This is a genomic window from Pelomonas sp. CA6 (assembly GCF_022549225.1).
In the GTDB taxonomy this organism is placed as follows: Bacteria; Pseudomonadota; Gammaproteobacteria; order Burkholderiales; family Burkholderiaceae_C; genus Roseateles.
The window spans coordinates 182,298-194,129 of sequence record NZ_JAKZFD010000003.1 but is presented as its reverse complement, the minus strand read 5'-3'; the positions used below and the strand labels follow the sequence as shown (position 1 = coordinate 194,129).

At 71.6% G+C, this 11,832-nt stretch carries 12 protein-coding genes; 3 read left to right on the top strand and 9 right to left on the bottom strand.

Annotated features, from left to right (window positions below; genetic code table 11):
* Positions 1–27: 27 nt before the first annotated feature.
* From LZ017_RS06890 to LZ017_RS06870, 5 genes are read right to left on the bottom strand one after another with little or no spacing between them, the layout of a single operon-like run.
* Positions 28–996, bottom strand: a complete 969-nt coding sequence (locus tag LZ017_RS06890) for a tyrosine recombinase XerC (protein ID WP_374109890.1) — start codon at positions 994–996, stop codon at positions 28–30.
* Positions 997–1,000: 4 nt separating this feature from the next.
* Positions 1,001–1,693 carry a DUF484 family protein gene (locus LZ017_RS06885; protein ID WP_241395867.1) on the bottom strand — a complete coding sequence of 231 codons (693 nt, stop codon included), beginning with the start codon at positions 1,691–1,693 and terminating at the stop codon, positions 1,001–1,003.
* Positions 1,690–2,556 carry a diaminopimelate epimerase gene (gene dapF, locus LZ017_RS06880; RefSeq protein WP_241395866.1) on the bottom strand — a complete coding sequence of 289 codons (867 nt, stop codon included), beginning with the start codon at positions 2,554–2,556 and terminating at the stop codon, positions 1,690–1,692. Before dapF ends, LZ017_RS06885 begins: the two co-directional genes overlap by 4 nt.
* 7 nt (positions 2,557–2,563) lie before the next feature.
* Complete coding sequence (locus LZ017_RS06875) at positions 2,564–3,469, bottom strand: lipid A biosynthesis acyltransferase (RefSeq protein ID WP_241395865.1); 906 nt, start codon at positions 3,467–3,469, stop codon at positions 2,564–2,566.
* A complete protein-coding gene (locus LZ017_RS06870; RefSeq protein WP_241395864.1) occupies positions 3,466–4,323 on the bottom strand; it encodes a lysophospholipid acyltransferase family protein in 858 nt (285 codons plus the stop codon). The genes LZ017_RS06875 and LZ017_RS06870 overlap by 4 nt, the downstream gene beginning before the upstream one ends.
* Before the next feature lie 177 nt (positions 4,324–4,500).
* Between LZ017_RS06870 and metK the strand changes: the two genes are divergently transcribed.
* From metK to LZ017_RS06855, 3 genes are all read left to right on the top strand, one after another.
* Positions 4,501–5,682: a methionine adenosyltransferase gene (gene metK, locus LZ017_RS06865; protein ID WP_241395863.1), complete on the top strand. Its 1,182-nt coding sequence runs from the start codon at positions 4,501–4,503 to the stop codon at positions 5,680–5,682.
* 191 nt (positions 5,683–5,873) lie between these two features.
* The gene (locus LZ017_RS06860) at positions 5,874–6,881 is read left to right on the top strand and encodes a diguanylate cyclase domain-containing protein (protein ID WP_241395862.1); all 1,008 of its coding nucleotides are present in this window, start codon (positions 5,874–5,876) and stop codon (positions 6,879–6,881) included.
* A gap of 26 nt (positions 6,882–6,907) precedes the next feature.
* Positions 6,908–8,014 carry a DNA glycosylase AlkZ-like family protein gene (locus LZ017_RS06855; RefSeq protein WP_241395861.1) on the top strand — a complete coding sequence of 369 codons (1,107 nt, stop codon included), beginning with the start codon at positions 6,908–6,910 and terminating at the stop codon, positions 8,012–8,014.
* Between the two features lie 17 nt (positions 8,015–8,031).
* Here LZ017_RS06855 and LZ017_RS06850 read toward each other — a convergent pair whose 3' ends face one another.
* From LZ017_RS06850 to LZ017_RS06835, 4 genes are all read right to left on the bottom strand, one after another.
* Complete coding sequence (locus tag LZ017_RS06850) at positions 8,032–8,640, bottom strand: acyloxyacyl hydrolase (RefSeq protein ID WP_241395860.1); 609 nt, start codon at positions 8,638–8,640, stop codon at positions 8,032–8,034.
* 320 nt (positions 8,641–8,960) lie between these two features.
* Complete coding sequence (locus LZ017_RS06845; protein WP_241395859.1) at positions 8,961–10,262, bottom strand: ATP-binding protein; 1,302 nt, start codon at positions 10,260–10,262, stop codon at positions 8,961–8,963.
* A gap of 18 nt (positions 10,263–10,280) precedes the next feature.
* Complete coding sequence (locus LZ017_RS06840; protein WP_241395858.1) at positions 10,281–10,973, bottom strand: response regulator; 693 nt, start codon at positions 10,971–10,973, stop codon at positions 10,281–10,283.
* The gene (locus tag LZ017_RS06835) at positions 10,973–11,764 is read right to left on the bottom strand and encodes an HAD-IIB family hydrolase (protein ID WP_241395857.1); all 792 of its coding nucleotides are present in this window, start codon (positions 11,762–11,764) and stop codon (positions 10,973–10,975) included. The genes LZ017_RS06840 and LZ017_RS06835 overlap by 1 nt, the downstream gene beginning before the upstream one ends.
* Positions 11,765–11,832: the final 68 nt, after the last annotated feature.

The following is an 11,832-nucleotide window of genomic DNA, read 5'->3' as shown; positions in this document are numbered from 1 at the left end:
GAGTCTGGGATGGGGCCGCGGGGGGGCTTATTTTTTTCGGGCGCGCGGGTGGGCGGCATCGTAGACCTTGGCCAGATGCTGGAAGTCCAACCGCGTGTAGACCTGGGTCGTGCTGATGTTGGCGTGGCCCAGCAGTTCCTGCACGCCGCGCAGGTCGCCGCTGGACTGCAGCAAATGAGAGGCAAAGGAATGGCGCAGCATGTGCGGATGGACATGGGTGGGCAGCCCGGACTGCAGCGCGCGCTTCTTGAGCCGGCTGCGCACCTGCGCGGTGCTGAGCCGCGCGCCGCGCGGCCCCACCAGCAGCGCGGGCTCGTCGGCGCCGGCCCATTGCCCGCGCAGCGCGCTCCATTGCTGCAGCGCCTGCAGCGCGGCGCGGCCCAGCGGCACGGCGCGGCGCTTGCCGCCCTTGCCCAGCACCTGCGCCTCGGCCGCGTCGAGCGCGATCCAGCCGGCCGCGCCGGCATGGTGGCGCAGGTCCAGCCCCACCAGCTCGGAAACGCGCAGTCCGCAGCCATAGAGCAGCTCGACGAGGCAGCGCTCCAGCGCCTCGGCAACCGGGTCGGCGCCGGGCTGGGCATGGTCGGCCAGCCGCTGCGCATCGTCCACGCCCAGCGCCTTGGGCAGCGGCTTGCCCTGGCGGGGCGGACGCAGGCCGTCGATCGGGTTGAGCGCCACCAGCGCTTCGCGCCCCAGCCAGCGGTACCAGCCGCGCCAGGCCGACAGGCGCAGCGCCAGGCTGCGCGGGGACAGGTCTTGCGCCGCATGCAGCCGCGCCATCCAGCGCCGCGCCTGGGCGGGCTGCAGGCGCATCAGGTCCACGCCATCGTCGGCGGCCAGCGCGCTCAGCTCGCGCAGCGCCGCGTGGTACAGCGCCAGCGTGCGCGCGGCGAGCCGGCGCTCCACGCGCAGGTGCTCGAGCCAGCGCTGCTGCAGCGGCGGCAGCGGGCCGTCGTCGGGCGCTGCGGCGGGCGCGGACGGCGGCGCGCTGCTCACGCTGTCAGGCGCCGGGAGCTTGCGCGGCGGGCGCCAGCAGGCGCGCCAGCGCGGCACCGGCCAGCTCGCCGACGCGGCTGAGGAACTCGGTGCCCATCTCCGCGGTGTAGCGGGTCGGGTCCGGCGAGCCCAGCACCAACAGGCCGAAGGCCTTGGCCGGCGTGCCGCGGGTCAGCGGGATCAGCGCCAGCGAGGCGACGTCCTCACCCAGCCAGCGCGCCGCCTCGAAGCCGGAGTTCACGCCGCAATAGGGTTGGCCCAGGCTGGACGCAAAGGTGCGCACGTCCTGGCTCACCGGCGCGGCGAACGGCGCCTCGGCATGCGCCGGGGCCACCTCCCACAGGCGCAGCGCGGCCTGCGGGATCAGGAACTGGTGGCGCAGCTCGCGCAGCAGCACCTCGGGCACGCTGGCGTCGTCGTGGGTGTGCATCAGCGCCAGCGTCCAGCGGTGCAGGCGGTCGGCGATGGCGACGTTCTCCTGGCCGTTGCGGATCATCTCGACGATCTTCTGCTCCAGCCCCTTGATCTTGTCGCGCAGCATCTCGGCCTGGCGCTCCTGCAGCGACACCGCGCGCTGCCCATGCGGATGGGCAAAACGCACGTTGGCCAGCAGCTCGGCGTGGCGTTCGAAGAACGCGGGATCGTTGACCAGGTAGTCCGCGATGTCTTGTTCGGTGATGCCTTCGATGCCGCTCACAGCGTGATCTCTCCTTCGTAAACCGTCGTCGCCGGGCCGGTCATGCGGACCGGCGCGGTCAGGCCCTGGCTGAGCCCCGCCCATTCGATGCGCAGGTCGCCACCATGGGTGTGGACCTCGACCGCCTCGTCCAGCCAGCCCAGCCGTATGCCCGCCACCACCGCCGCGCAGGCGCCGGTGCCGCAGGCCAGGGTCTCGCCGCTGCCGCGCTCGTAGACGCGCAGCCGGACCTCGCCGCGCGAGACCACCTGCATGAAGCCGGCGTTGACGCGCTGAGGAAAGCGCTCATGGCCCTCCACCTGCGGGCCGATCAGCGCGACCGGCGCCTGATCGACGTCGGCCACGCGCTGCACCGCATGGGGGTTGCCCATGGACAGCACGGCCACCTCGCAGCCCATGCCGTCGGCCAGCGCCAGCGGCCAGAGTTCGAAACCGTTTTCCTGCCGCGCCACCAGCCCCTCCACATTGAAGGGCACGCGCTGCGGCGCGAACACCGGCGCGCCCATGTCCACGGTGACCCGGCCATCGTCCTGCAGCACCAGCTCCAGCTGGCGGTTCATCGTCTGCACGCGCACCTGGCGCTTGGGGGTCAGGCCATGCTCCACCACGTAACGGACGAAACAGCGCGAGCCGTTGCCGCAATGCTCGACCTCGGAGCCGTCGGCATTGAAGATGCGGTAACCGAAGTCCACCGCCGCGCTGGGCGGCGGCTCGATCACGAGGATCTGGTCGCAGCCCACGCCGAAGCGGCGGTCGGCCAGATGGCGCAGCTGGCGCGCGTCCAGCCGCAGCGGCTCGCGGGTGGCGTCCAGCACGACAAAGTCGTTGCCGGCGCCGTGCATCTTGGTGAAGCGCAACTTCATGGCCGGATTATCGCCGCGCATACAGCGACGGCTCACCCTCGGGCCGCGTCTTGAAGCGCTTGTGCACCCAGAAGTACTGGGCCGGGTTCTCCAGGATGCGCGCCTCCAGCCAGCGATGGAACTGGTTGGCGTCGGCCACCAGGTCGCCGCTGGGGTAGTCGGGCAGCGGTTCGTGCGCGGTCACGCGTATGCCCTTGCCGCCCGGCAGCATGGTCACGACCACCGGCTGCACCACCATCTTCATGGTCTGCGCGATCTTGGCCGGCGCCAGCAGCGTGCAGGCGGGCACGCCAAAGAAGGGCACGAAGGCGGAGTCCTTGATGCCGAAGTCCATGTCGGGCAGGTTCAGGAAGCAGTAGCCGTCGCGGATGTGGCGCAGCACGCTGCGCACGCCGTCGTGGCGGTCGACCAGCTTGGTGGTGCCGAAGCGCGAGCGCGCGTCGCGCAGGCGGCGGTCGAAGATGGCGTTGCTCTGGCGCTGGTAGATGCTGGCGCCGGGGCGGCTCTGGTTCAGCATCAGCGCCGGCGCCACCCAGTCCAGCCCGACGAAGTGCGGCATCAGCCACATCACCGGGCGGTCCACCTGTTCCGAGAGCCGGATGTTGCCTTCGATGTGCATCAGGCGCTGCAGGCGCGCCGGGCTGGCGAACCACAGCAGGCCGCGCTCCAGGATGCTGCGGCCCAGCCAGCCGAAGTGCTCGCGCACCAGGGCTTCGCGCTCGGCCTGCGGCTTGTCGGGAAAGCACAGCTCGACATTGCGCAGCGCGATGCGCCGGCGCGAGGCCGCCACGCGGTGCAGCAGCCCGCCCAGGCCCCAGCCCACGGCGGCCAGCAGCGGCAGCGGCAGCCAGTGCAGCAGCCAGAGCAGAAAAATCACCAGGTAGGTCGCCCCACGCGTCAACAAGGGCTTCAAGAGCCGTCTCCCAGTTGTTCCAGGCTCACGCCGCGCGGCGGCTTGTAGCGGTTGTAGCCCCACAGGTATTGCTGCGGCGACTGGCGGATCAGCGCCTCCATCGCGGCATTGATGCGGGCCGCCGCCTCTTCGGGGCTCGTTTCCGGCCCGATCTCCGGCCCGGGCTGCACGCGCACCACATAGCCGCGGCTCTTGGGCAGGCGATCGGCCCACAGCACGACGGCGCGCGCATCGGTCTGCTGCAGCAGCCGGGTCGCCAGCGTCATGGTGTAGGCCTCGCGGCCGAAGAACGGCGCCCAGACGCCCAGCCCCTCAGGCGGCACCTGGTCGGGCAGCAGGCCCACCGCCTCCTTCTTGCGCAGCGCGCGCAGCATCTTGCGCACGCCCAGCAGGCTGGCTGGCGCGCCTTCGATGTTGGGGCGGTCGCGCGCTGTCTCGACGACGCCGCGCAGGATTTCCTGGCGCGAGGGCCGGTAAAGCACGGTGATGGGCCCGAATCGTTCGGCATAGGCCTGTGCGGCGACTTCGAAACACCCCAAATGAGGGGTGATCAGCAGCACGCCATGGCCTTCATCGCGCAGCTGTTGCAGCAGCGCGTCGCCCTCCCAGCTCACGCGCTCGCCCAGCGGCACCTGGCGCGGCCGCGCCCACAGCCAGGGGAGCTCGCCCAGCAGCCGTCCCGCATGGCGCGCGGCCGAGCGGACGACGCCCGGCCCGTAGCCCGCCAGCGCGGCGTTCTCGTTCATGCGTCGCCGGTAGGTGGGCGAAAACGCCCAGGCCAGCACCCCCGCGGTGCTTCCCAACGCGTGCAAAAGCCATAAAGGCCAGCGCGACATCCAACGCAGCAGCCACATCTTGGTTTCTATAATTGCCGCATCGCCGAGTTACTGAACAACTTGCGGGGCGATGCGATTCGGTTCCACACAATGGGCCGGCGCGGGCAGCAATGCTCCAAACATTCCGCTAAAGCGTTCGCCGCCTGACTCCTCAGCACGGCAACGCCGGGCAACCCAAAACGACAGGAGTTTAAATTGGCGAGCGACTTCCTCTTCACCTCGGAATCGGTTTCCGAAGGTCATCCCGACAAGGTGGCGGACCAGATCTCCGACGCCATCCTGGACGCGATCCTGACCCAGGATCCGCGCTCGCGCGTCGCGGCCGAGACGCTGTGCAACACCGGCCTGGTGGTCCTGGCCGGCGAGATCACGACCAACGCCCATGTGGACTACATCCAGGTGGCGCGCGACACCATCAAGCGCATCGGCTACGACAACACCGAGTACGGCATCGACTACAAGGGCTGCGCGGTGCTGGTGGCCTACGACAAACAAAGCAACGACATCGCCCAGGGCGTGGACCACGCCAGCGACGACCACCTGAACACCGGCGCCGGCGACCAGGGCCTGATGTTCGGCTACGCCTGCGATGAAACGCCGGAGCTGATGCCCGCGCCCATCTACTACGCGCACCGCCTGGTGGAGCGCCAGGCCCAGCTGCGCAAGGACGGCCGCCTGCCCTTCCTGCGCCCCGACGCCAAGAGCCAGGTGACGATGCGCTATGTGGACGGCAAGCCGCACAGCATCGACACCGTGGTGCTGTCCACCCAGCACAGCCCCGAGATGAGCCTGGGCGACAAGATGAAGCCCGAGTTCTACGAGGCCGTCATCGAGGAAATCATCAAGCCGGTGCTGCCCAAGGAGTGGCTGAAGGACACCAAGTACCTGGTCAACCCCACCGGGCGCTTCGTGATCGGCGGCCCGCAGGGCGACTGCGGCTTGACCGGGCGCAAGATCATCGTCGACACCTACGGCGGCGCCTGCCCGCACGGCGGTGGCGCGTTCTCGGGCAAGGATCCGACGAAGGTGGACCGCTCGGCCGCCTATGCCGCGCGCTATGTCGCGAAGAACGTGGTCGCGGCCGGCTTGGCGCGCCAGTGCCAGATCCAGGTGGCCTACGCGATCGGCGTGGCACGCCCGATGAACGTCACGGTCTACACCGAGGGCACCGGCGTGGTCTCCGACGAAAAGATCGCCGCCATCGTCAACGAGGTCTTCGACCTGCGCCCCAAGGGCATCATCCAGATGCTGGACCTGCTGCGCCCGATCTACGCCAAGACCGCCGCTTACGGCCACTTCGGCCGCGAGGAGCCGGAGTTCAGCTGGGAAGCGCGTGACAAGGTCGCCGTGCTGCGCGACCTCGCCGGCCTGAAGTAAGCCCCCCGGGGGCCGCCCGGAGGGCTCCGGGCGGCCTCTTGATTTTCGTCAAGCGCAAAGTCGGCGGCCCCGCCGCCGCCGTCCGTAAGAGGGCGCAACGCTCTGCGCGCACATCGCGCGGCAACAGTGGCGAGCCGTGTCAGACTGGCGTACCGGCAGGTCCAGCCTCGGGGGCTGCGGCCGGGACGAACATGAATGCGCCGAACTTTTCCGCTCCTTCGCTGAACATTCTGGTCGTGGACGACCAGAACGCCACCCGGGTCGCGCTGGCCGCCGAGCTGGACCGGGTCGGCCACCGCGTGCTGGAGGCCGGCGACGCCGAATGGGCGCTGCAGCTGTTCGCGCGCCACCGCCCCGACCTGGTGTTGCTGGACGTCGAAATGCCCGGCCACGATGGCTACTGGATCGCGCGCGAGATGCGCGCCGCCGAGCCGGGTGGCTGGACGCCCATCATCTTCCTGTCGCGCATGGGCCAGGACCAGGACGTCTGGCGCGGCATCGAAGCCGGCGGCGACGACTACCTGATCAAGCCCGTCTCGCCCATGGTGCTGCACGCCAAGCTGCGCGCGATGCTGCGCCTGGCACAGATGCGCCAGCGCCTGGTCCAGCTGTCGGAAGAGCTGCGCCATGCCAACAACCAGCTGCACCAGCTCTCCAGCGTGGACGCGCTGACCGGGCTGATGAACCGGCGCGCGCTGGACGCCCGGCTGCAGCAGGAGATCGAGCAGGCCCGCCGCGACGGGCTGCCGCTCACGCTGGTGCTGTGCGACGTCGATCATTTCAAGCGCTACAACGACAGCCACGGCCACGTGGAGGGCGACGCCTGCCTGCGCAGCATTGGCCGGCTGCTGCAGGAGACCTGCCGCCGTCCCAGCGACTGCGTGGGCCGCTACGGCGGCGAGGAATTCGCGATGGTCCTGCCCAACACGCCGCGCTCCGGCGCGATGACCTTCGCGCGCGCGCTGATGCGCACCGTGGCCCATGCGCAGCTTCCGCACCACGACTCGCCGGTGAGCCCCCATGTCACGCTGTCCGGCGGCATCACCACCTGCGTGCCCGACGCCAGCACGACGGCCGAAGGCTTGCTGATCCGCGCCGACGACGCGCTCTATCACGCCAAGGCGAGCGGTCGCAATCGCTTCTTCAGCTACGAGATGCAGATGGACACCGAGGAACACCGCCACGGCCTGATGCGCTGACCCCGCCCGCCCCGCCTCGCCCCTCCATGGCCGCCATCCAGATCGACGACCTGCGCCGCCACGCCATCGCGCGCACCCTGTTCCGCCCCACCACGCTGGCGCAGGCGGTGCGCCGGCTGGGCTTTCTGCAGGCCGACCCGATGCGGGCGCCGGCGCGCGCGCAGGACCTGATCCTGATGCACCGCGTGCGCGACTACCGGGCCGGCGAGCTGGAGCAGCGCTATCCGCGCCTGCGGCTGGAGGAGGACTGCGTCGTCAACTACGGCTTCGTGCCGCGCGAGCTGCTCGCGCTGCTGCACCCACGCCAGGCGCGCCGGCCCTGGGACGCCAAGACCCAGGCCCAGGCCGCGGAGCTGCTGGCCCATGTGCGGGCGCACGGCCGCGCCCATCCGCGCGAGGTGCAGCAGGTCTTTGCCCACCACGGCCGCACGGTGGGCTACTGGGGCGGCGAGCAGAACGCCAGCACCCAGCTGCTGGACGGGCTGCACTACCGCGGCCAGCTGCGCGTGCTGCGCCGCGAAGGTGGCACGCGCATCTATGCGCCGGTGGACCATGCCGTGCAGGACGATTCGCCCCAGGCGCGCCAGGCGCGCGCCGAGGCCTTGCTGGACCTGGTGCTGCGGCTCTATGCGCCGCTGCCGCTGGCCAGCCTGGGCTATCTGACCTCGCTGCTGCGCTACGGCGCGCCGCAGCTGCAGGCCGAATGTCGTCAGGCCTTCAAGACGGTGCGCGAGCGCCATCCCCATCTGCGCCTGGATGGCGAGACCTGGGTCTGGCCCGAAGGCGAGAACCCGCGCTCGGCCCGCCACCGCGTGGAGCCGGAACGGCTGCGCTGGTTCGCGCCCTTTGACCCGCTGGTCTGGGACCGGCGCCGCTTCGAGCAGCTGTGGGGCTGGACCTACAAGTTCGAGGCCTACACCCCCGCCGCGCAGCGCACCATGGGCCACTACGCGCTGCCCATGCTGTGGGGCGATCGCATGCTGGGCTGGGCCAATCTCAGCGTGCAGGACGGGCGTCTGCGGCACGAGCTGGGCTTCGTCGACAGCCGTCCGCGCACGCCGGCCTTTCGCCGTGCGCTGGAACAGGCGCTGCACGAGATGCACGGCTTCCTCGGCCTGGATCCGGCCCGCTGAACGCCGCCGCGGGGGGATCAGAACCCCTTGGTCCAGGTGATCTGCAGCACGTCCAGGCCCGGGTTGGGCCGCTTGATGCCGGCGTTGGAGAAATGCGAGTAGCGCAGGCCCAGCCGACTGCGCTCGTCCAGCGCATAGCCCAGGCCGATGTGGTCGGCAAACTGGAAGTGGGTGCTGAGGTTGCGGCCGGCGAACTGGCGCCGGCTCAGCAGGCTGGGGCCGATGCCGATCTCGACATGCAGCCGCGATTGCGGCGAGGCCCAGAAGCGCCACAGCGGGACGGCGCTGAACTGCAGCATGTCGCCGGCCGGCGCGCCGGCGTCCGGGCGCCACCAGGCCAGGCCCAGTTCGGCGCTCAGCTCCACGCGGCCGGACTCGCCCAGCCGCCGTGTCCACAGCGCCTCGCTGTGCCAGTTCAGGCCCACGCGCTTGTAGGTCTTGCCCTTGGCGAGGTGCAGGCTCCAGGCGTTCTGGGTCGGCTGGGCCGCGGCCGGCAGCGCCAGGGCGGCGCCCAGCAGACCCAGCAGGGGCAGCCGCCGCAGCCCGCGCCAGGGGCGGCACCAGGATCTGGCGCGGTTGCCAGGGATGGGGGAAGACAGGGACGGCAGGAAGGCGGGATTCGTCATGGCGAGGCGAAGGCACGACCTGACCCCGGACGCGGCCGCGAGGCCGCGCCCTGAAGGGGCAGGCTGGGGTTCGGAGGCGCGCGCGGACCCATCCGGCGGCCCAAGCGGGGCCGCAGGTCAGTGCGCGGAATCCGGGGATGGCGAGGAGAGCGGCGGCGTCAGCGGCGCGGCGGCGCCGTGGCGCGGGGCAGGGTCAGGCTGGGCGGATGCATGGTCGGCAAGGCGTTCGGCAATGCAGCCATGCTAGGCAGGGCCTGTCCGGCGATCCGGCAGGCCTTGTGGAGGATCTGTAGAAACTTGTAGCGAGCGCGCGAGGTGCGTCAGGCCGCCGGCCGCGGCCATTGCAGGCGCAAGGCCGCCCCACCCAGCGCGGACGCGTCCACCCAGAGCCGGCCGTCGTGCCACTGCGCGACGCGCAGCGCGATGGACAGGCCCAGGCCCATGCCACCGCTGGCACGGTCACGGCTTTCGTCCAGGCGCACGAAGGGCTGCAGCACGCGTTCGCGGTCGACGGGGGCGATGCCGGGGCCGTCGTCCTCCACGCTGAGGCGCCAGCCCTGGGCCAGCGGTTCCAGGCGCAGCAGCACGCGCGTGCGCGCATGGCGGGCCGCGTTGCGCAGCAGGTTCAGCACGGCCTGCTTGAGCAGGCGTTCATGCAGCACCAGCGTCTGGCCGTCGGGCGCCTCCAGCGCCAGGGTCAGGTCTTGCCGTCCGGCCTCGCGCCCGACCTGGTCCAGCAACGCCCGCAACCAGGGCCGCGCCGCCACGCCGACCGGCGCCGGCCGGTCGTGGCGATGCTCCAGCTGGGCCAGCCCCAGCAGCTCGGTGATCAGGCGCTCCAGCTCGCCGACATCGGCGCGCAGCGCGTCGATCAGCGCGTCGCGCCGCGCCGCATCGGGCGCCTCGCGCAACAGCTGCAGCTCGAACAGCAGGCGCGCCACCGGCGTGCGCAGCTCGTGCGAGACCGCGCGCGTCAGCTCGCGCTGCTGCTCCAGCGACTGCGCGAGCTGGCGGCTCATCGTGTTGAACTGCTCGCCCAGCCCGCGCAGCTCGGAAAAGCGCGACAGCCGCAGCTGCGCGCCCAGCTCGCCGCCGGCCAGGCGCTGCGACAGCAGGCGCAGGCGGCGCAGGTCGCGCCACAGCAAGCCCGACCACAGCAACAGCGCCAACGCCAGCGCCAGCACCACCGGAATCGCGACGGCCAGCACCCAGGCGTTCTCGCCCACGCCCTTCTCGGTGGGCCAGCGCACCTGCAGCCAGTCGCCGCGCAGCAGGTCGGCATCCAGCGGCATGAGCAGGAATTCGTACTCCTGGTTCTGCAGGTAGCCGCGCGCCGCCAGGGTGTCGCGCTGCGGCGCGTCCAGTGCCACCGGCGCGCCCTGGCGCAGGCTCAGGACCAGGCCGTAGTGGGGCTGCAACGCCGCCAGCGCCGCCGGGCGCCGCGCCGGCGCCAGTGGCGCCAGGCGCTCACGCAGCTCGTACATCTGGCCGCGCGTCAGTTCGTGGAAGTAGTCCAGCGTGCGCGGCCCGTGGTGCTGCTGCGTCCACAGGCTCACCAGCCACACGGCCAGCGCGCCCACGCCCAGCAGCAGGGCCAGCAGTCGCAGATAGAGGCGCAGCATGGCGGGAGCCGGCGGGGTTCAGGGCAGCAGCAGGTAGCCGCGTCCCCAGACGGTCTTGATGCGCACCGGGCTGCGTGCGCAATCGCCCAGCTTGCGCCGCAGCCGGCTGATGCAGAGGTCCACGCTGCGGTCCAGGCCGTCGAAGTCCAGGCCGCGCACGGCCTGCAGCAGATCGTCGCGCGACACCACCTGACCGGCGCGGCGGCCCAGGGCCCACAGCATCTCGAATTCCTGCGTGCTCAGCGCCAGCGCCTGACCGTCCAGCTCGGCCTCGCGCCGCGCGGCGCAGAGGCGCAGTGCCCCGCCCAGCACGCGCAGCGGCGCGGGTGCCCCGGCCGCCGCAGCCACCGGGCGGCGCAGCAGCGCGCGCAGCCGCGCCAGCAGCAACAGCGGCTCGACCGGCTTGAGCACATAGTCGTCCGCGCCCGCCTCCAGGCCCAGCACCTGGTCGGCCAGCGCGTCGCGCGCGGTCAGCATCAGCAGCGGCACGGCCGCGTTATGGCGGCGCAGCTCGCGGCACACGGCCAGGCCATCCAGCCCGGGCAGCATCAGGTCCAGCACGACGAGGTCCGGGCTCTCGCGCCGGAAGCGCTCCAACGCGCGGTCGCCGCGCGCCTCCTGCAGCACCTCGAAGCCGTGCTGCGCCAGATAGCCGGCGATCAGCGTGGCCAGCTTGAGATCGTCCTCGACCAGCAGCAACCGCGCGCCCATCACGCGGCTCCGGCGCGCGCGGCCAGCAGCGCGTCCGCCAGCTCGGCGAAGCCGCGCCCGCGTTCGGACGGCGTGACATAAGCCGGCCGGTGCTGCAGGCGGTCCAGGAAGCGCGCGATGTTGGCCACGCCCACCGACAGCGGCATGCGCTCGAACATCAGCTGGTCGTTGCTGGAGTCGCCCACATAGACCCAGTCCTGCGGCGCGAAGGGCCGGCCCAGCAGCTCAGGCACCGCCCATTGCGCGGCGCTCCATTTGCTGTGCGCGCCGATCCAGCCATTGACGTGGATGGAGCTGACCGTGGCGCTGAGCCCGTGCTCGCGCATCACGGCGCAGACCGCGTCGATCTGCGCCGCGTCCAGGTGGGCATGCTCGGCATGGTCCACCGCGATGTCGGTCAGCCGCCCGGCACTGTCGCGCGCCAGCGTGGCGCCGGGCACGCGCGCCAACACCGCGGCCGCGCAGGTCTGCAGGCGCGCGAAGTTGGCGCGCCGCGTGGCCTCGTCCTGCGTGAAGTCGCGGCGCAGCCGGCCGCCGTCGTTGCGCAGCATCACCGCGCCGTTCTCGGCGACGATGGCCGCCACCGGCCAGGCCAGCGCGAAGGGCTCGCTCCAGCCCGCCGGGCGGCCGGTGATCGCGATCACGGGCAGGCCGGCCGCCCGCAGCGCCTGCAAAGCGGCCAGCGCTTCGGGGGCGATCGCGCCGTCGGCGGTGAGGGTGTCGTCGATGTCGGTGAGCACACCGGCCAGGCCGCGCAGGGCCGCCGCCGGACAGCGGGAAAGAGGCTGCATGGGCGCGGATTTTCCATCGGCGGCGGGGAAATTCCCGCATCCAGCCGCCACAGGGCCGCTAGAATGCG